Genomic DNA, 20272 nt, shown 5'->3' with positions numbered 1-20272 from the left:
CCGTCGGTAACGACGGGCTCGAAATGGCTTCCGACGATCCGGGAAAGAGGCAACCGGCCTATGAGCAATGCCATGGATACCGTTGAAAAGCTTTCGATTCCGGGGCCCGCGGGACGCCGGGTGCTCGGTAATCTTTTCGATTTTTCATCCGACCCGCTGACATTTCTCACGCACGCCGCGCGAGAACATGGAGATGTCGTCGCCATCGGCTCGCACAACGTGCTGCTCACCCATCCGCGCGACATCGAAAATATCCTCGTCGACCGTGAGGGCCGCTTCTCGAAGGCGAGAATGCCGGGCAGCAGCGAGGGCCGTCGCGGCCAAGGTTTTCCCCACGCCATGATGAACAGCGACGGAGACGACTGGCGCACCAAACGCGACCGTCTGCAGCCCTCCTTTTCTCGCAAAATGACCATGACCGCCGCCGAGGTGGTGCGGGTCGAGGCCGAGCGGATGCTGAGTGGCTGGGCTTTGGGGAGCGTGCAGGATCTGCAGGAGCATGTCGCTCGGCTCACGTTGCGCGTGGTCACGCGGCTTCTGTTCGGCGAGTCGTTCTCGCCTTCCGACGTCGAGATCGTCGCGAAGTTGGTCGCCGCCGTAATGGATTTGGCCACCACGCCCATCATTTTGCCCGAGTGGGTGCCGACGCCGAAGGTCGTGCGCATCCGCCGATCGCTGCGGCAACTCGATGAAATCCTGGCCCGTGTCGCTGCATCGCCACGCGCGAGCGATCCCGAACGTGCTCCCGTGCTTCATGCGCTCATGAGCGCAAACCCAAAGCTATCCAGCGCAGAGCTGCGGGATGAATTCGCCACTTTGGTGATGGCGGGATACGAGACCACCAACGACGCCGTCGTTTGGGCCTCCTATCTGCTCGCGCAGCATCCAAGTGCCGCCAAGCGCGTCGCGGAAGAAGCCGGCGCCGCGGGCGTCGACCGAATGGAATCGCTCCGATACACGCACGCCGTGCTGAAGGAAGCGATGCGATTGTACTCTCCGGTCTGGATCACCAGCCGCGATTGCATTTGCGATGTCGAATACGCGGGATATCGCATCCCTCGAGGGACCACGGTCACGGTGAGCCAATGGGTCACCCATCGCGATCCGCGATTCTTTTCCGATGCCCATCGATTCGTGCCCGAAAGGTGGCTCGATCCGTCGAATTTGCCGCCTCGTGGTTCGTATTTCCCATTTGGGCTCGGTCCACGCGCCTGCATTGGCGCCGCCGTTGCGACCACCGAAGCGGTGATCCTCCTTGCGGAGATCAACCGCCGCTTTCGACTCGAACTCGTCGATCCGTCCGCGGTTCGCCCGCGCCCGGTGATTGCCCTGCAGCCGGTGGGGGTTCGCGTGCGGGTGCGCGGTCGCGAAGTCCTAGGAAGCTAAAGCTTACGTTCGCGCCCCGCTCGCCGAACCACGGCACTTCTCGTTCATGCAGGATCGACCGGAGAGACCGGCGTGCCTCCCGCCTCGATGGCCTTGCCCGCACGGAACAACAGATCTTCGCGGAAATGGGCGGCGACGATCTGTACGCCGACCGGAATGGAACCGACCATGCCCGTCGATACGGTAAGACCCGGCAAGCCCACCGCCGGTAAGGCCCTCATCGTGAGCTGGGCCTCCCACACGCGACGAAAACCTTCCTCGCCTTTCAGGTCAAGGTCGTCGGGGAATGGCAACTCCCCCGAAACCGGAAGCAACAAAACCGGATATCGGGTCAGGAACAATCGCCATTGACGCGCCAACGTGGTTCGCCGCACCAAGGAACCGGAGACGGCGTCGGCGGGCATGGCCGCGACCTTCGCGCGGACAGCCGCGACCACGGCGAGCGCAGCGGGATCGCCGTCACGCGCTACGGCGTCGGCGAATGCCGCAAAGCCATCGCCCAGCCAGAGTCGTTCCTGCACTTCGGCCGCATCGCGAATCAAGGGCGTGTCCTCGATCTCCTCGACCGTCCAACCCGCGTCGACCAGACGACGCCCCGCGTCTCTCAGCGCCGCCTCGACCTCCGGAGCAATCTGCAATCCTCCCGGCCGCAGACAGATCGCCGCGCGGGATGGAAGCTCCGGCCCCTCCAAGGGCGCAGGCACCCACCATGGATCACGGGGATCGGGGGCCGACATCGCAGCGAGCGCGACACGCAGATCGTCCACCGTGCGCGCGATGGGACCGGCGGCGGACATCAGCTGCGGGCCAATCGGGCGCTCGGGCGAAGAGGCATTGAAGGCAGGGACGCGGCCGAAGGATGGGCGCAGCCCATGGACGCCGCACGCATATGCCGGGTAACGAAGCGAACCCCCGATGTCGGTACCGAGGGCGATGTGCCCAATGCCTGCCGTCACCGCGGCAGCCCCGCCTCCCGTCGACCCTCCCGGGGTGATCGACGGATTGCGTGGATTGAGTGTCTTGCCATGGACTTGATTGCTGGTGAACCAGCGCAAGGCGAACGTTGGCGAATTGCTGCTGCCGAGCAGCACGGCGCCGGCTCGAACGAGGTTGTCGACCACCGGACTGTTCGCATTCGCGATCAGGTTTTCCTGCAGCCGCGTGCCGTTCGTGGTGGCGAAGCCCGCTTGATCCACATTGATCTTCACGGTCACCGGGACGCCCGCGAGAGGACCGGGATCCTCGCCTCGGGCCAGTGCCTCGTCCACCTTGCTTGCCTGGGCCCGGACCCACTCCGGACGATGCGCGACGATGGCATGAATTTTCGGATTGACCGCGTCCAATCGCTCGAGCGCCGCATCCGCCGCCTCCCGAGCGGAAACTTCGCGGCTGCGAATGCGATGGACAAGTTCGGTTGCAGGCAAACGCCAGAGTTCAGTCACGACTCCTCCAGTGGAAAGCCGAGCGTGCGCTCGTTCGGGTTGACGAAAGCTACCAGGCGCTTGGGACTACGCATCCCGCCGCATGCAGTTTCTCCGCTGCGCGCGATTCGATCAAGAAAACACGTGAGCGCATGGACGAGCACGCATCAGGCGACGCTTGCAGTCCCGTGCGCGCTAAACCAGTCCATCATCAAGCGAGTCACCTCGGCCACGTGCTCCCGATGAGGAAAGTGCCCCACGCCGGGGATGATAACCCTCTTGTAAGGTCCTTTGAAAAAGGGTGCCTCTTTCGAGGAATGGCGCGCCGTCGGATCGTTGCTGCCATAAATCGTCAGCGTCGGAGTTGTCATTTCGTTCATCGGCAGCCGCCGTTCTCGCGATGAGTTGAACAAGGCGCGATAGTATTCGAGCGCCGCCGCCATCGTGCCGGGCGAGCGGAGGGTCTCCTTGACGGAGCGAAGGTGGTCCTCGTCTTGGAGCGCCGGCGACCATAGTTTCCAGAGGTAGTCGACGAAGGGCAGATCGTCGATATTTACGAAGGCTTCGATGCCTTCGAGTTGGAAGAAGTAGAAATGAAAGAGCGCGCGAACGGCTTCGGGATCTTTTCGGATGCTTTGAAATGTGATCGGGTGGGCCGTGTTCATGACGACGGCGGCCTTGATGCTCGATGGGGCCGTCGCCAACGCGGTCAGGATCGACGTTCCGCCCCAGTCCATGCCGGCGACCAACGCGCGTCCATCGTCACTCAGCGCCGCGATGAGCGCCTCGAGATCCTTGCCCAGCGCGATCGGGTCGAAGACTCCATCTTCCGGAATCGAGGTCGGCGCATAGCCCCGCAAAAATGGTGCAACCGCGCGGTACCCGGCCGACGCGAAGGCGCGGAGCTGCGGCCGATAGGACCGGGCGTTGTCCGGGAAGCCGTGCAGAAACAAGACGAGCGGCCCTTGTCCCTGCTCGAGGTAAGCAAACCGTAGCCCGTTTGCGTGGACGTACTTCAACGCCGCTTCATGAGTGTGCATCGTGTGTCTCCTTGCCGGCCCAAGAGCCGTTTCGCCCATCATGGTGGGGCGCGCTCCGCCGTGCGTCCAACGCATAGTTTTGCTACATTCGATGCGTGTTGCTCATAGGTTCCCCTCCCCTCGACGTGCGCGATCTCCAGGTCGTCCTCGCAATCGCCTCGGCGGGAAGCACGGCGGCGGCAAGTCCGACACTGAATTTGACGCAGTCGGCGGTGAGCCGCGCACTCTCGCTTGCCGAGGAGAGACTCGGTGCGCCCATCTTCGAACGTACGGGGCGCGGGCTCACGCCGACACCCGCAGGCCAACGGCTCATTGCGGGCGCGAGACCCGTTCTGGCGCAGCTTGCCGAGCTCGTGGAGTCTGCGCGTGCGCTCGCCGTCGCGCCCACGCGACTTCGCATCGTGTGCGAGTGTTACACGGCGTATCGTTGGCTGCCTTCGGTGCTCCGGCGGCTGCACGAGTCGTATCCAAAGGTCGACGTGACGCTCGCCATCGAGCACACGCACGATCCGGTTGCAGCGCTCGTGGCCGGCGAGGTCGACATGGCGTTGCTCACGATGGCGCGCGTGCGGGGTCGCTTGCGCGAGCTGCCGCTGTTCTCCGACGAGGTGGTGTTCGTCGTGGCAGCTTCGCATCCTCTCGCGGCGCAGCGATCGATCACCGCGCGAGATCTTTGCGAGCATCTTCTCATCTCCTCGCACACGCCAGAGGCGGAGACGAGATGGTTCATGACGCGGCTATTCGGACGAAGGCGCCCGAAACTCGATTTTCTCCGGCTCCCGTTGACCGAGGCCATCGTCGATGCGGCCCGAGCGGGAATGGGAATCGCCGTTCTGTCCGAATGGATTGCGAGCGGCTACCTCGACAGAACCGACTTGGTTGCCAAGAGACTCTCATCGGCGCCGCTGCGTCGACCATGGAGGCTTGCATTCCGAGACGAGGTCGCGGGCGCAGCCCAGCGCCTTGCTTCGGCGCTCGAACGAGCTGCGCCACATATGTACAAGGGGGATGCGCGCACGCGCCGGACGGGTGACGCGGCGCTCATCCGCTATTGATTCGGCACGCCCACGATCTTGCCGGTGGCGCGATTTTCTTCCATGTACCGGTGCGCTTCCACGATTTGATCGAGGGAAAATACCCGATCGAGGTGCGGGCGGTATCGCCCCGCCTCCACGTCCGACACGATGTCCTGCAAGATGGCCGCACCCGCGGCGCCTCGGATATCGTCGCTATGGAATGCGGTGAGCTTCACGCCGGAGGGGATCATTCCCACCGGCTGGAAGTTCGGAATCGTCCAAATACCACTCAAGTGCCCGGTCGCGCACACCACGCCCCCGCGGCGCACGAGGCGGAGTGACTCCACTGCGGTATTCGCCCCGACCAGCTCCAAGACGTAGTCGGCGCCCTCGGGGAACACTTCGAATGTTCTCTGGGCAACGTCGTCGCGATCCAGGAGCGCGTGGTCGGCCCCAGCCTCTCGAAGCGCGGCCAACTTGTTCGGATTGCGGGTCGTTGCGGCGACCGTGAGCCCGAAGCGACGCTTCGCGATCGCGAGCGCGGCCAGCCCCAACGACGACGTGCCGCCCCGAATGAGCAAATGTTTGCGACCCTCGCGGATGTCCAGTGCTTCCAGCGAACCGTGCGCCGTGAGGAACGTCTCGGGCAACGCGGCGAGCAGCGGCCAATCCAGCTTGGTCCGGAGCGGGATGAGCAGCGACGTCGGCAAAAGCGCATATTCGGCATAGCCGCCGTCGAAGGCGCGCCCCATTTCCCCCATCACCGCAGCCACCGTGGTGCCCACCGCGATATCCGGATCGCGTGTGTCCGCCACCACGCCGACGCACTCGATGCCGAGCACCCGCGGAAATTGCACGCTCGGCGAGTGCCCCAGCCGGGTCATCAGCTCCGAGCGGTTCAGGCCAAAGGCCTTCACCTGCACCAGCGTCCAGCCCTCACGTGCAGCCGGGCGTGGAACCTCGCGCACCTCGAGCACCTCCGGCGCGCCCACACGCGTCGCAACTGCTGCTTTCATCGTTAGGCTCATGGCAACTTTGTACCATGCTCGCGCCCCGCGAGCTTACATCGCTCGCGAAGACCATGTGAAGAAACGCTTCTCGCCCGAGCGACGGAATCGCGCGCGTCACACGAAACGAGAGATGGACGAGATCGGTTCAATGGCCGTGGGAATTAGAACTTCCCGCGAACGTGCCATTGACCACTAACGCTGGTTTGCAAATCGCAAAAAAGTCCACTTCCATTTGTTTCAAAATAAGCAATCCTCTGTTCACGAGCATGAAGAAGATCCGAACGTTTGGTGCATTTTTGGGAACGTTGAGCCTACTTTGCGTGCTGGGCGGATGCGCATCCGAGAGCGAATCCGCGGGTGAGGACACCGCCTCGACCCTGCCTTCCGACGCACAAGATGTATCTGCCGCCGCGGCAAAGAGGGTCTCCTTCATGTCATCGTGCAAAAACGGACATGCCGAGGGTTCACCGAGTGGCGCGGTCACCTCTGCGAGTGCTTCCAGCTGCCGGAGAAGGAATGGCTCTTGGACGGGCCCCAGGTCCTGGCACGGCACCTGTTTCCGCGACGTGGCCAACAACGACGGTAACCTCGGCTGCTACTGATCGGTGCGAATGATGACTCGTCACCAGGGCGCGGGGCGATAGTCCTTCAGAAATTTGCCATATACCCGAACGCCGGTATTCAAATCGGAAAAGAAGGGATCGCAGATGCGCGCGGCACCGTCCACGATGTCCAGCGGCGGCTGGAAATCGTGCATCTCTTGTTTTCGCTGCGAGATGTGAGCGGGGTCCTCGTCGGTCACCCAACCGGTGTCCACCGCGTTCATGAAGATGCCGCCCTTGGCATAATCTGGCGCCGAGGTGAGGGTCATCATGTTGAGCGCCGCCTTGGCCATGTTCGTATGCGGATGTTTGTCCGTCTTGGTGTGGCGCGAAAAAATGCCTTCCATGGCGGTCACGTTCACGATGTGACGGTCACCCGTGGGTTCACGCATCATCAGCGGCTTGAGTTTGCTGCACAGAATGAACGGCGCGACCGCGTTGATGAGGTTCACCTCCAGCAGCTCGGCGGTCAAAACCTCCGCCAGGGTCGCGCGCCAGCTGTTGGTTGCACGCAAATCGACCTGCTGAAGATCCGCGTCCATCGCCCCAGTCGGAAAAAGCTCGGTCGACGTGATCCCGTCCTCGTAGGTGCACGGCATTTGAGACAGCAGGGCCGACGAGCGAATGCCCACGCCCGGCGCACCATCGTTCCAAATGGCCAGGCCGCCCGAAACCGTACCTTGCTGGCCGAGCATCGTGAGTACGCCCGGTCCGGAGCTCCGTGATTCACTGCGGGCGACATTCGACACGGACACACTCATGGCGCTCTTGCAGGCTTCGTGACCTCGAAGAAGCTTGCGCATTTCCGGCGCCAGATCGTGGTGTGCGCGGATCTCGTGCTCGAGCAAGTGCGCATAGTAATTCGCCGGCCGTCGCACGGTTTGGGCAGCATTGTTCACCAGAAAGTCGAGCCGCGGGCACGTCTGCTCCAAGTAGCGCGCAAAAAGCTCGACGCTCGGGCAATGGCGCAGATCCAAACCATGAATCTGGAGCCGGTCGGCGAATTTCGCATAATCCGGCTCGCTGGCATAACGCTTCGCCGCATCGTGCGGAAAGCGCGTGGTGACGATCACGCGTGCACCTGCGCGAAGCATCTTCAAGGCGGCTTGGTATCCAATCTTCACGCGCGCACCGGTGATGAGCGCCACGCGCCCGTCGAGTACCGCCGTTTGATGCCGCTTCTCGTAATTGAGCTCCGCGCAGGCCTCGCACATCGAATCGTAGAAGAAGTGCAAACGCGTGAACTCGGCCTTGCACACGTAGCAATTGCGCGGCGTGTTCAGCTCGCGCGGCGGTGTGGAGGAAGCGCCCGGCGGAAGCCGTGGCGGCGCCGAAAAGACGTCCGCCCGGCGCGCCGCACGAATCTCGGTGGCATCGCGGGCATCGCGGTCGGCGGCCCGGTTGGCCTTTCGCTGGATGCGCCGAAACGCCTTCGAGAGCTTCACCGTTTCGTGGCGATGCGGCCTCGAGAGCCGCCCCGCTGCCGTGAGCAACGCCACGCGCTGCTCCTGCGGAATGGAAGCGAGTTGAATCCGGTTTTCGACGAGCGACTCCAGAATCGCAATCGTACGAGCGAGCTCTTCCTGGGAAAGATCGGACATTAGCGCGGGCGCATCCTAGTCGACATCCGCCCATATGCAACGAGGGCGGCCGTACCGCTCTCTGCGCGCTTTCTGGAGACGATTTCCGTGCGCGAGGGGCGATCTCAGCGCGTCGTCCATTCAGAATACCATGAACAGCGCCACCCTCGATAATCATGACTTTCTCGCCAAGATTGACGTCCGGGTGCGGCAGGTCGACCTCGGCCGAGACGGTTCGGCGAGTACGATCGGCATGGCCCGCTGGCTCGAGGATGCCCGAATCCGGCTGCGAATGCGCCGCTTCGAACGCCTCGTGGCCGCGGGCGGGTTCGGCCCGTTCAACATCTTGCTCGTCGGTCAGGGTGTCAGCCGGCTCGCGCGGGCTGGATCGGCCGGCGCCCTCGTTCAAGTGCACACCGGCATCGGTCACATCGGGCGCTCCTCGTTCTCCTACGAACATGTGATCATGGTCGGCGACGAACGCGTAGGCAGCGGCAACGCCACCGTCGTGTTGGCCGGTAGCTCAGGGCCGCTCCAACTTCCCGAGGAGCTGCTCACCGATCTCGCCGAACTCAAGCTACCCGAGGCAGGTCCGTCGGCGGCCCGTCCAAGTCCCGAGCGACTGCAACGCGATCACTACTCGTATTGGGCGCCGCTGCGCTCTCGGATCGGTGACGTCGATTCCAACCAGCACGTCAATTTCATCGCACTGGCCACTTGGTACGACGACGCCGTCGCCGCTTTCGCGATGCACTCGATGGGAACGGGCGGTGCGCAATCGGTGCCGGACGTGCCTCCGTGGTCGTACCAGATCCAGTACCTCGGTGAAGTTACCTACCCAGGCGATTACGAGATCGGGCTCATGGTTCGTTCCGCGGACGCGAAGTCCGCGCATTACGAACTAGGCGTCTTTCGCGACCGCACCTGTCTGGGCGTGGCCGATGCCATCGGCCCACGTGGCGGTGGTAGCGACGAAGCCGGAATTTCCGAGCACGAAGGAGGTGTTGCCGAGTAGGGTCCGTTGCGGAGAACCGATGACGACCTGGATCGATGGAGTCTGCGAAACGAATGGCATCAGCATCCACTACCTCCGGACCGGAGGCGCCAAACCGCCCGTCGTTCTGCTCCATGGCTTGATGGGCAGCGGCGCGTGCTGGACTCCCCTGGCACGCGCACTTCAGGGTGAATTCGATGTCGTCATGCCCGATGCAAGGGGGCACGGCGGTTCGAGTGCGCCGCACCACGGGTACCGGTACGACGATCATGCGAACGACGTCGTCGGCCTCATTCGCCGCCTGGAGCTCTCGCACCCGGTCGTGCTCGGCCACTCGATGGGCGGCATGACCGCCGCGGTGGTCGCAAGTCGAGGTGCGGGGCTCCTGAGCGGCGTCATTCTGGTCGACCCGACGTTCTTGAGCCCAGAAACCCAACGCGACGTGCGCGATAGCGACGTCGCCGATCAACACCGCCGCGTTCTCGGTCTGCAGAAATCCGACCTCGTCGCCCAGGCGCGAGCCCGGCACCCGCATCGCTCGTCCGAGATCATCGAGCTCCAGGCCGACGCCAGACTGAAAACCCGCATGGCGGCATTCGACGTGCTCACGCCGCCCAACCCCGACTATCGCGACGCGGTACGTGCAATTGACGTCCCGAGCCTACTCGTCTTTGGCGATCGCAGTCCCGTCGTCACACGCGAGATGGCCATTCAATTGCGCAGCCTCAACCCACGCGTGCGAATCGATCAGGTCCAAGACGCGGGTCACGGCCTCCCCTTCGAGCAACCCGAGCGCCTTGGAGAGGTGGTCAACTCGTTTCTGCGTGAACTGGCTTGAGCTCGACGACGTCACGACCTAGTGGCGTTCGCAATAACTGCCTGCGAGGCGCTTCGTGCAGACGAAGGGGGCCGCGCAGTCGTTGCCGCCGACGGTGCACGGCTTGGCGCAAACGAGCGACGAGCCGGAACCTTCGCAGACGAGCGACGGCTCACATGGGCCCGAAGAGGATTGGCACGTTGTAAACGTGCTGCCGCCAGAGTTCTCGCATTGGCAAGACTCCCCCTCCCCCTTGAATTGGCCCGAAGAGCCGCCGCCACTGGATTGTACATCTTCGCAGGCAGCGAGCTTCGGTAGATCGCATCCGGCTTGCTCGTAGCAAGCAAGTTGTGCCTCCGTAGCACTCGCGCAAAACGAATCGCAGCGCCCTTGTGCGTGGCACTTTCGAACAATCGCGTCACAACGCGACGCACAGTTTTGTGCCGCAGGGCCTCCACTCGTCTGCGGCCCCGGTCCCTGCTTGTCGTTCCCACCATCGCCGTCACTCGAACAGGCCGCCAGAACCAAGGCCAGAAGCGTCACGGACACCTTGTATGAGTACGACTTATGAACGAAATTCAGCATCATCTACCATTCACTTTCCATGAAACAAACGAACTATTCCAAGCCAGGCGGCGGTAACCCTAGAGCAGAGAATACGCCTTAGCCAGGCTCTATTTTGATTATCGATGATTATTACCCACGAGGTAAAATAGATAATCGCGGCCACTCGAACCATCGTCGTACCTTCTTCACGTACTGCGGCGGGTTCGAGAGGAAGTCTCGTCCGGCGCGCGGGCCGTCCTCCTAAGCCGCGAAGAGCGGCATTTTCCGCGCAACTTTGCCGGCTCGCGGTCGATGCCGTACCCAATGTCTAGAATCGATTTTCCGCCGAATCAAAGGTCGCAACGAACAAGCAGCTCAAGACGATATCTTCGACGTGAAGACCGTCTCGGACGCTTCTGGCAACCTCGTTGAATTCGCGGGAGTACTCGCTGCGCTCATGGCCGCATCCTCGGCGCTCATTTGCTGCGCCAGCGATGCCCCGAGGGATGCGGCGGGAGTGGAAATATCGCCTGACGCGGCGGTGCAAACCCCGGCGGACGCCGCGACGGGATCCGCCGTTGACGCGGCCGTCGAAACGCCGACGGCGGTCAAAAGGGTGGCCATCATGCCCCTGGGCGACTCCATCACGGCCGGGGCGCACAGCAGTACCGATGCCGGCTACCGCGCCGAATTGTGGAAGCGGATGCTCGGCATGACCGGATATTCCGTCGACTTCGTCGGCTCGAATCGCAGCGGCCAGCTTCCCGACGTCGACAACGAAGGGCACTCGGGGTGGCGTATCGACCAGATTACCGCGAACATCGACGGGTGGCTGGCGACGTACAAGCCGGACATCGTGCTCTTGCACATCGGCACCAACGATATGGCGCGCGATTACAATGTCGCAACGGCGCCGGATCGATTGAGTGCACTCGTCGATAAAATCGCCGCCGACGTTCCCGGCATCACCATCGTGGTCGCGCAAATCGTGCCGACGTTGTATGCCGTCATCAACGCGCGGGTCGAGACCTTCAACGATGCGATTTCCGCCATCGTGCGAAGCAAGGTGTCGCAGGGCAAAAAGGTGCGATTGGTCGACATGTACCACGCAATCGGCAAATCGGATTTTTACGATACCCTGCACCCGAACGACACCGGCTATGCGAAAATGGCCGATGTCTGGTATTCGGATTTGGAGAAAATTTTGGCCGAGAAGGGACCGTAGTCCACGCCACGGCGCCTTCGCACCCTTCGTACGACCTACTCCTCGGAGCGACCCTTGGCTTCGCGATCGCGGTCGTATCGTTTCGTGCGCGGAAAGGGGGGCAACCAGGACTCGCGACGAACGATCCAGAGTTCGTAGGTTGGCCTCAATTGGTCAGGAGCGTCCAGGGATCCTAGGCTCACTTCGATTTCGTCGGCGGTACGCGAGAAAACGGTCGAGCCGCAACGAGGACAGAAAAACCGCCCGACGTACTCCCGTGTTTCGCCCTCGATCGTCACCGCATCCTGAGGGAATATTGCGGAAGCGTGAAAAAGGGCCGCATGTTGCTTGCGGCAATCGAGACAGTGACAAATGCCGACCCGGTATGGGAGGCCCGACGCTACAATTCGTACGTTGCCGCACCGGCAACCGCCCGTGAACCGGTCCATGCTGCGTCTCCTTACAACGAAGCACATAGGGCCGCTACGAGCGGTGCGCCAGTCCCCTTTCGGCGGTGTTGAAAAACTACCGCAGCGTCACGAGGTGCACGGGCCGTTGTCGGTCCAAACGCCAGCGGGGCCGCCGGGGACGTCGTTCTGCGTCCACCATTTCGCGGTCCACTTGTGACCATTGTACGAGACGACGGCGCCACCATTGTACGCGGTGGAGGATACCCACGCGGGCGCGGTGCAGGTGCCTCCACCGCCGGCATCCGTGGGAGGCGGAGGCCCGGCATCGACGGGCGGGGTCGCCCCGGCGAAGCGCACACTGTACTTGGTAAAGTCCCAGGCATTCTGGGTCACGTTGCTGCAAATGCCATTGTCCGTCGAGGAGCCGCAAGGGCGATCGCGGTTGACGGACCAAAACGTAAACCGTCCCAATCCATGGCCGGTCGCATAATTGAGCACGGTCTCGAAATCGGATTGGTAGAAATATTCCGATATGTCGGACTTGCCATTCATGCCCGAAAAGCCCTCGTGCGCGTACGCCGTGGCGCTGTCCCACCCCATGTGGCTCATGAGCAAGCCGTGGAAATTTTCGAGGGCCGAGACCTGGCTCGAGGCGCCATTGAAGCCACCGTCGAAGGGCATGATGGAGAAATTGTTCGGCGTGAACCCGATCGATTTGGCCTTGTCGAGAAGCAAGGTGCCAAACCATCCCGTGCCGGCGGCCGTCCCGGGCATGGTCACGGAGATGAAGAGACCAGGGTTGTTGGCCTGGAGGATCTTGGCGGCACCGAGCTCGTTGGCGATGGCCGCTTCGTTTTCGTATTCGGGCTCCTCGAGGTCGAAGTCGATGGCCTTGAGCTGGTATTTGGTAATCACTTGTTGGTACGCGGCCGCGGTCGACGCGGCGTCACCGCACGTCTGACCGAGCTTGGTGCCTCCGTAGCCGCCCACGGAGACCGAAACATCGCCGCCCGCTGCGCGGATTTTCGAGACCACGCCCGCCACCACCGTGTCCGAGGAAACGGCCGATGTACCGTCCCACGTGGGCGAGCAGCCGCCCCCGTTGGGCGCCAGGATGAAGGCGAGTTGGAATGCCTTCAGGCCGGTCGCCGACATGACGGCGACGGGATCGGGCGGGCTGTTGCTCTGGGGCATGAGGTAGGGCGCCGCCGCGTACCAATTGTTGCCAATTGCCGCCGGGGCGGCCGGTGCTGCGCGACCGACGACCGCGATGGGCAAACAGGCCATGGCGGTGAGCACGGCAAAGGAGAATGCTTTTTGGGATGCCTTCGATCGGCGCATGTTGCCTCCAGGTTGCGAGCGTGAACGTCGCGCTGCGCTCCGTGCAGCTTATGTGCCGCGGTTTTGCTTCCGGTGTCATGCGCGCGATTGCCATCCGAGCCGCATACGAACGAGGGCCAGATGATCTCGGCGATCACGGAGCCCCGATCGGTGCGATCAGGCATCGCATTCCGACCGCTTTTGCAAGCGAACTCTCGTTCAGGCGTCGCGGGCCGCGATTCCACATTAGGAACTTCACATCGAAGTATCCCTGCGACACGGGAGGCATCTCATCCCAATGACGAACGGTGTAGTCGCGACATCATCAACTCCGTCCCAGACGCAAGTCCCGATCGGTGGCATGATGCTGCGCCGAAACCATGAATCAAGATCACACTCGAACGTGGGCGCGGTATTCTCTCGTGTTGGCGGCCGTCGGTGTGACGGGCGGATGCTCCACCGAAATGCCCAATGACGACGGCTCGGCGCGCGCGCCATTGGAAACGCGCAGCCAGGCGCCGCTGTGGCATGAAGCATCGAGTCCAGGTCCCCTCGCCCTGACGTGGAGCGAGGATCTCGCCGCCCCCGTCGTCGAGCACCACGGCGCGCTCCACGCGCGCATCCGGAACATGCGGGCTCACCGCGCCGACGTCGACGTCGTGGTCACTGCGAAAGTTCATGGCCGCACGGTGGAGCGCTATCTCCGTCATGCCGTCGTCGATGCCGGAAACGCGGAGACGCTCGACATCGAACCGAGTGCGCTGCCCATACCGAGCCAGGGAGTCCCGTTCGATGTGCAGCTCGTGGCGCTCGTGAGCGAAGAGGGGCGCCAGAAAGCGGTCTACTCTCCGAGCCTGCAAGTCGCACTCTCGCGGGACCGCACCACATCGTTCGTGTCGGCGCTCGATTCCTCGGGCCCGTTCGCCGCCGCACGTCGCGGTGGGTCGGAAATGTCCCTCGTCGGAGCGGAAGCGCGCGATGGCATCGAGGTGGGCGAACCCATGCTGTTGCAAGCCGATCTTCCACCCTCGCCGACGCTCGAAACGGACGCATCCCGAGCGCGCACCTCGGTGGTCCTGTGCACGAAGTGGAGTGGCTCGTTTTCCGACACGCACCTGGGCGAAGACTTCGTCGACGAGGGACACCTCGAACGTCTGCAGGCCGACGCGAAGCCCCTCGAACATTGGGTTCGCGATCCGCATCCCGCGCGATTTGCCTCGGCGACGGTGTCGGGCGCCGCCGGCAAGGTCTGGTCGGGCGCGCTCGATGCCGACGGCTGCAGCCCGGCGATTCGACTGGCCCCGGGGAGCTATTCCTTCACCGTTGCGACCAAGCTCGCGTCGGGCACGGCGACGTACGACATCCTCAAGGTCTTCGAACCGGTACCGGGCGTCCCATGCACGCCCACCCGAATCGCCAATCCACCGAAAAACTGGTGCGAGAGCAACGATTCGATTTCGACGCCATTTACCGTACCGAATAGCGCTCCCGGGTATGTCCGCGTGAACATCCCCGCGGGGCCCGAATCGCCCGCGACGCGCGTGGCCTCCGTGGCGGGTCAGATGCTCGCCACCGCCGACAGCGGCCACAAAGCGAATGACACGTATCCGATTTATGCCAACAGCGGCTGTCCCTACTACAAGGATCCCAACACGGGTGTCGTTTGGTACAATTGGGACGAAGCGTGTGGCGGGTCCACGGCGTACTTCGGATTGAGCCAAGCCGCGGACCATCACGATATGACCACCTTGAAATTCGTGATCGCGCACGAGCTAGGTCATCAGCTTCAGATTCATCGCCTCGATTGGGCATTCTACGGCGGTGGCGACTATCCCCCGTCAGCGTCGGCGCCTGCGTCATGCAAGTGCGACTTCGTGGAGGCGGCCAATCATCTGCACTGCTTGCAATCGCGCCACCGCTTCTGGACTGCCGAAATCGAGGGCTGGGCGCACTTCATTGCACAACGGACGTTCAATCGACGCCTGCGCAACGATCCCGTGTTCGCCTATTACAAGGAAGTACTGACGGATGATGGCGTGGTTCATCATCCGCCGTTCGTACTCGATGCCCGAGAGCCCGTGACATGGGTTGCAGAACATTGCCCCGCGGCCGAGGAAAGCAGCGAATGGGACCTTCTGACGTTCCTGAGCACCATCCACGGTGGCAGCGACGCTCCCTTGATCGGGCTCACGGAGCTCTACGGCATCTACGAGAAGCTCCACGGCCTATCCGCACCGCAAACGTGGTCGGGTATGGACCGCGCAGCACTTTCCTACTTCGGAAACAATGCGAGCCATCCGAAGTACCGGAGATTGCACGACGCCGGCCACGCGTCCGGCCTCGACGACACACCGTGACGGCAGATGAATACCTCAGCGTGCCGAAACGACGCGAACGTCCAAGGTCGTGTTGAGGTTGAATTCGCCGCCTAGGTTTTGTGCATACCCCGTGAGGTGTCCAGGCGTGCCGTTCAGGAAAAGGTGCGCCTTGCCGTTCGGCGCCAGCTCATCGCCGATGAGTGCAAGTCGGCCCTCCGGATGCTCCGAGGAATGATCCCAATCCACGTAGCTCGGATTGTGGTTCGGGGTTTGAGGGTCACAGTTCTCGATGCCGAAGTGGAAGCGTCCGTGGCTCTCGGTCGTACCCGGCGCGAAGAGCTCGATATCCATTTCCGTGGTGAGGTGCCCGTATTCGAGGGCCGCGGCGGCACGAACGGAGTGCACGATATTACTCCCGGTGCAATACGTGCCATCGCGTGGTGTGACGGTCATCCGCACGTCGTAAGTCCGGTCGTACACCTTGGCGCTGCCTTCGAGCGTCATCGCATCGCTCGGCGAGGGCTCGTAAGGAGGCTCGGAATACTCGACCCATAGGCTGCCGTACAAATGTTCCACCCTGCTATGGTCTCTGATGGAAAGAGAATGCCCCGGTTGGTCCAAGACCGCGACTTCCTCCCCGACGCGGAGATACCCGAACCCGTAGTGCCCGGTCCAATCGAGAACGGTGTGGGTATCGTTCACGAGGTGAACGTCGGCCACGACGCCGCGTGGAAACCGCACCGCATAGCTCCCCGAGCCCTCCCCGCGTTCGACGGCCTCACCGCCGCACGCAATCGTCGTGCTCGGGAGATGCGCGGTCAGCGGCAAGATTTTCGTAACGATGGGCATCGCCGGCGTCGGCGCGCACGCAAGATCGACTCCGTCGCCGTCCTCGTCGACTCCATTCCCGCACCACTCGATGCCCGCTGGCTCCTGGGTGAGCCCGATGAGGGCCGCTTCGCTCGGGTGCGTGGCTGGCGCGTTGGGCACATTCGTCTCCGAAGTGCACGCCACCATCGCACAAGATACAAGGACTGCCGGACAGACGCCGCTATGCCAAAGCCGCATGAAAACTCCTATTCGTTTATTGGGATTTCCGCGCTGCATCTGTCACATCTTTCGAAGCAAAACCAGCCGACAATTGCGCCGTTCGGCGTGGCGTCCTTCGGTGTGACGGCCCATGCCAACCAGCCTGGCGTCGACGTTTGTCGTCCTACCAGTCTCGCCTGCGTTTCAACCCTCTCGAATTGGGCCGCGCGATGGTGACCTCGAGAACCCATTGGCACGTCGAGCGCGATTCGACGGAGAACGCGGAAAGGTCCTCCACCTCGAGATTGCGCCGTTCGATGAGGTCAATCACCTGCTGCGAGATCACGCGAATGGGCGTCGGGTAATGCTCCGGCTCCAGGTATTGTCTTTGCGCAGGGTCACCGCGCCCCCACTCCCAAGAGTAATCCGGCGGAATCAACAGCGCGTACACGAGCATCCCGCGCTCGTTCAACTTCCACCTTGCGTACGGCTTCTTGCGCCGGCCTTCGAGCAACTCGTGCTCGGCGAATCGCTCGAAAGCCGCGAAGAGCTCGGGCAGGGGCGGCGCTACGAACATGTCCGCCATGATACTGACCATACGATCAGTATCAAGCGTCCTCGACCATGATTCGAATCCCGGATGAGTCTGTCCTCGGAGATGAATCCAGTTGCCGTGGGCGGGCACGCTGCCGAACGCGGGTTCCACGATGGCAACCCAAACTCGATCGATACGATAGTGCCATGTCTGAGGCCCCGCCAATGACGTTTATGTCTTCAAGCGCCCTCGTGGATCAAAGTCTCGTTGGACCTAGGCGGCGCCATCTCGTGGTGGGCGTCGTATACTGATTACGCGGCCAAGCCTCGTCGAGAGCCGCGGCCGCAAAGCTACTTCGAAGCAGATTCGGGCGCTCGAAGGAATCCGTCCGGCTGTTCCGGAGGACGGCTTCCCCGAACAGACGGAATTGAAAGTTCGCTGTCCGCTCGCGCCCGCTCGCGCCGTAGATTGCTGCACCGCCGTAACTTTTATTGGCGCGAAGAATAGCGGAGCCGCGGTGTTGAATTCTTAACGGGGATCGCATTCGACAGTCACCTACACTCGCGCGCGGGGATAGCAAAACACGCAACTTTCTCGCTTGACGCGCGGATCGATATGGATAGTTTCGCGTCATGAGCAATCTAAAGAATCAAATTGAAGATCTTGCAGCTGAATTCGCCCAAGGCGTCCTCGCGGCCATCCGCAGCGCTTCCCTCGAGGAGATCCTGGAAAAGGGCGCGAGCCCCGCGGCCACGGCCAAGGGCGGCACGCGCCGCGGTGCGCCGGCCACCACGCCCGCGCCGAAGCGCGCCCGCGGCGGTCGCCTCCCCCGCCGCTCGGACGAGGAGATTGGCGCCGTCGGCGATAAGATCATCGAGTTGCTGAAGGGACACGCCGAAGGCCTCCGCGCAGAACAGATTCGCGAAGAGCTCGGCCTCGAGGCGAAGGAACTGCCCCGTCCCCTCAAGGAGCTCGTCGCCAATAGGAAGGTCAAGACCAAGGGCCAGAAGCGCGCGACGACCTACTTCGCTCGCTGATTCTTCCCTTCCCCCACGATTGACTTTTCGCCGGCCCCATCCAGATGGGGCCTTTGCTTTTGGATTCCTCGGCATCGAAGGACGCGCGCTAGCCGAAAGCTCGATATCGAAGTATCGTCCTTTTAGCGAATCGTGCACGCATCTTCGATTTCGTCATATCGGCCGCCCACCGCATCGGAGACCGGACCACGGCGATGCGGTGGTGCCTCGTGCCGGTTCAGGTGACGACATAACGCCCTCGCGCCACGATGGCGCGAATTCTCCGGTAGGCGCGCATCACGTCATCTACGGGCAGAACACGCACATTTCGTATTCCACGAAGGAATCAGTCTCCCGACCGACCACATGGCATCGAAGGGGCGGGACGTTCGATGGCGGTGTTCTGCCACCAGCGTCGTCGGAAGTCGCGAATGGGCCATATCGCGCATCGAGTCCGGGTAAGTGCCCGATCCAACTCTCATTCTACGTCGATGATTTTGCGCCAATCCGCTCGATTCGAGGATGAGCATCGTCGTTATTCTGCGTTCGATTCGAGCGATGAGGAAATTCCATTAGGCCATCAAATATTCGTCTTTCGACCTACGTATCAACAATAGACACGGCGAGTTCCTTTCCCCGGAGGCGAGCATTGGTGCGCCGGCCCAAAGACGCGCTCGAGCTCCGGAAATCACGCTTGCTCGTTCAATCGAACATACGGAGGTAGCCTATGCGAACGACGAAAATCGGCTTGTGGACCGCGTGCTGTGCTTTCTTGCTCTCGGGTGTAATCGCTGGCTGCAGCGGAACGGACGAGCAAACGCCCGCGGAAAATCGCGCGGAGCAAAGCGTCGAGAGCGCGCAAGAAGGAATCAGCTGCGCGGCCATGCAGGGCAAAACATTGAGCAGCAAAGACGTCGAGGTCACGCTCAAGCCTGGCGACGGTGTAAGCGGAACGCTCGCAGCGCCCAATTCCTGCGTCTGTTGCGATAGCCTTCGCGCTGGCGCACGGCAATATTGCGCCGACCGCGGTCGCCCTCTCGGCTACGCGGAATGTGGAGGCGCTTGCGGCCTTTGCGGATGCGACAACGCCTATAGCTATATCGACTTCTCGTGCGGGTGACGCACGCGGTGTAGCGAAATCCGATATCGATCGAGGTCGTTTGCAACGTCAAACCACCTCGGTCGATATCGATTCGGAATCACTTCTCGGTCGCGTTCTCGAGAAAGTCGCCGAGCCTGCGATGCAGTTCTGCGAGCTCGCCCCGCGAGAGCTTCATGACACGCTTCCAGACGGAGTCCACCGCGGCATCGGGTGAAGCGACTGCCGGCTGCGTACTCTTTGCGAGGGCCTGGGAGAGCGTCTTGGCTTCTCCGGCCTCCACGCGGGCGACCAACTCGGCCTGCTCCTCTTGCGGACGATCGACGATGCGCACGGCATCGGTGATGGTGAGCTTCCCTGCCTGCACCGCCGCCGTCACTTCGGGCGCGGCTTGATCGACGACTTTTTTCGCGCGCTGGACCAGACTCGTTGAAACCCCGACTTGCGCTGCGGCCTTGGCTCGTGGTCGACGGGCTTCCGTCTCCATTCCTTCGGCGCGATCGGCCTGAGGAGTCTCTTTCTTCCCTGTACTCCCGGCGTTGTCGGCTCCGTTGCCAGCCTTCTCCGGCTTGCCCGCATCGTCCGAATACAGCTTCTCGATTGCAACGGCCAATATGGCAAGTTGGCTGTCTCGCAGTTGGCGGCGCCGAAGATTGGCCGACGTGACGTAAGCCACCGGATCGGTCCCCTGCCATACGATGTGCTCCGGTTCGACTTCCGCCATCTGACAGGCCCTCAGTCGATTGCGACCGTCGAGCACCCATCGCTCACCCGCGTTGTCGAGTACGACGATTGGAGCGCGAAGACCGTTTTTGCGGATGTCGTCCGCGAGTTCACGGAGTTCGTCGCCTTTCATCAAAGGAAAAAGTTCTGCCGCGGGATGGACTCGAAGGGAGAAAAGATTCATTACCTTTCCGTTCTTAGTTGTG

General features: G+C 62.4%; 18 protein-coding genes. 8 read left to right on the top strand and 10 right to left on the bottom strand.

Features of this window, described 5'->3' with window-relative positions; genetic code table 11:
• Positions 1-72 precede the first annotated feature (72 nt).
• Complete coding sequence (locus tag LZC95_48375; protein WXA94251.1) at positions 73-1386, top strand: cytochrome P450; 1314 nt, start codon at positions 73-75, stop codon at positions 1384-1386.
• 44 nt (positions 1387-1430) lie between these two features.
• Here LZC95_48375 and LZC95_48370 read toward each other — a convergent pair whose 3' ends face one another.
• Together LZC95_48370 and LZC95_48365 are read right to left on the bottom strand one after the other, a co-directional pair.
• Positions 1431-2828 carry an amidase family protein gene (locus LZC95_48370; GenBank protein WXA94250.1) on the bottom strand — a complete coding sequence of 466 codons (1398 nt, stop codon included), beginning with the start codon at positions 2826-2828 and terminating at the stop codon, positions 1431-1433.
• A 146-nt stretch (positions 2829-2974) separates the two neighbouring features.
• Positions 2975-3847, bottom strand: coding sequence for an alpha/beta hydrolase (locus LZC95_48365; GenBank protein ID WXA94249.1), 873 nt, complete (start codon positions 3845-3847; stop codon positions 2975-2977).
• 95 nt (positions 3848-3942) lie between these two features.
• Here LZC95_48365 and LZC95_48360 point away from each other — a divergent pair, with 95 nt between their 5' ends.
• Positions 3943-4902 carry a LysR family transcriptional regulator gene (locus LZC95_48360; GenBank protein WXA94248.1) on the top strand — a complete coding sequence of 320 codons (960 nt, stop codon included), beginning with the start codon at positions 3943-3945 and terminating at the stop codon, positions 4900-4902.
• Here LZC95_48360 and LZC95_48355 read toward each other — a convergent pair.
• The 3 genes from LZC95_48355 to LZC95_48345 form a co-directional block, all read right to left on the bottom strand.
• Positions 4896-5879, bottom strand: coding sequence for a zinc-binding dehydrogenase (locus tag LZC95_48355; protein WXA94247.1), 984 nt, complete (start codon positions 5877-5879; stop codon positions 4896-4898). The two genes, LZC95_48360 and LZC95_48355, sit on opposite strands and share 7 nt — an antisense overlap.
• A gap of 139 nt (positions 5880-6018) precedes the next feature.
• A complete protein-coding gene (locus LZC95_48350) occupies positions 6019-6306 on the bottom strand; it encodes a hypothetical protein (protein WXA94246.1) in 288 nt (95 codons plus the stop codon).
• Positions 6307-6495: 189 nt separating this feature from the next.
• Positions 6496-8076 (bottom strand): SDR family oxidoreductase, encoded by a 1581-nt coding sequence (locus LZC95_48345; protein WXA94245.1) that lies wholly within the window; start codon positions 8074-8076, stop codon positions 6496-6498.
• Positions 8077-8206: 130 nt separating this feature from the next.
• Between LZC95_48345 and LZC95_48340 the strand changes: the two genes are divergently transcribed.
• From LZC95_48340 to LZC95_48330, 3 genes are all read left to right on the top strand, one after another.
• Positions 8207-9070 carry a hypothetical protein gene (locus LZC95_48340; protein WXA94244.1) on the top strand — a complete coding sequence of 288 codons (864 nt, stop codon included), beginning with the start codon at positions 8207-8209 and terminating at the stop codon, positions 9068-9070.
• 19 nt (positions 9071-9089) lie between these two features.
• Positions 9090-9887 (top strand): alpha/beta hydrolase, encoded by a 798-nt coding sequence (locus LZC95_48335; protein WXA94243.1) that lies wholly within the window; start codon positions 9090-9092, stop codon positions 9885-9887.
• 919 nt (positions 9888-10806) lie between these two features.
• On the top strand, positions 10807-11637 hold the full coding sequence (locus LZC95_48330; GenBank protein ID WXA94242.1) for an SGNH/GDSL hydrolase family protein: 831 nt from the start codon (positions 10807-10809) through the stop codon (positions 11635-11637).
• A gap of 35 nt (positions 11638-11672) precedes the next feature.
• Here LZC95_48330 and LZC95_48325 read toward each other — a convergent pair whose 3' ends face one another.
• Positions 11673-12065: a GFA family protein gene (locus tag LZC95_48325; protein ID WXA94241.1), complete on the bottom strand. Its 393-nt coding sequence runs from the start codon at positions 12063-12065 to the stop codon at positions 11673-11675.
• Positions 12066-12152: 87 nt separating this feature from the next.
• A complete protein-coding gene (locus LZC95_48320; protein ID WXA94240.1) occupies positions 12153-13367 on the bottom strand; it encodes a chitinase in 1215 nt (404 codons plus the stop codon).
• 359 nt (positions 13368-13726) lie between these two features.
• Between LZC95_48320 and LZC95_48315 the strand changes: the two genes are divergently transcribed.
• A complete protein-coding gene (locus tag LZC95_48315) occupies positions 13727-15703 on the top strand; it encodes a hypothetical protein (protein ID WXA94239.1) in 1977 nt (658 codons plus the stop codon).
• A 15-nt stretch (positions 15704-15718) separates the two neighbouring features.
• On the opposite strand, the gene LZC95_48310 is transcribed toward LZC95_48315, so the two are convergent.
• Both LZC95_48310 and LZC95_48305 read right to left on the bottom strand, forming a co-directional pair.
• A complete protein-coding gene (locus LZC95_48310; GenBank protein WXA94238.1) occupies positions 15719-16654 on the bottom strand; it encodes a hypothetical protein in 936 nt (311 codons plus the stop codon).
• A gap of 223 nt (positions 16655-16877) precedes the next feature.
• Positions 16878-17279, bottom strand: a complete 402-nt coding sequence (locus LZC95_48305) for a hypothetical protein (GenBank protein ID WXA94237.1) — start codon at positions 17277-17279, stop codon at positions 16878-16880.
• A gap of 581 nt (positions 17280-17860) precedes the next feature.
• Here LZC95_48305 and LZC95_48300 point away from each other — a divergent pair.
• A complete protein-coding gene (locus LZC95_48300; protein ID WXA94236.1) occupies positions 17861-18265 on the top strand; it encodes a hypothetical protein in 405 nt (134 codons plus the stop codon).
• A gap of 706 nt (positions 18266-18971) precedes the next feature.
• Positions 18972-19364 (top strand): hypothetical protein, encoded by a 393-nt coding sequence (locus LZC95_48295; GenBank protein WXA94235.1) that lies wholly within the window; start codon positions 18972-18974, stop codon positions 19362-19364.
• A gap of 79 nt (positions 19365-19443) precedes the next feature.
• Here LZC95_48295 and LZC95_48290 read toward each other — a convergent pair whose 3' ends face one another.
• Complete coding sequence (locus LZC95_48290) at positions 19444-20199, bottom strand: ParB/Srx family N-terminal domain-containing protein (protein ID WXA94234.1); 756 nt, start codon at positions 20197-20199, stop codon at positions 19444-19446.
• Between the last annotated feature and the right edge of the window lie 73 nt (positions 20200-20272).

The organism is Sorangiineae bacterium MSr12523 (genome assembly GCA_037157775.1).
In the GTDB taxonomy this organism is placed as follows: domain Bacteria; phylum Myxococcota_A; class Polyangia; order Polyangiales; family Polyangiaceae; genus Pendulispora; species Pendulispora brunnea.
This window is presented reverse-complemented; position numbering and strand designations above follow the sequence as displayed.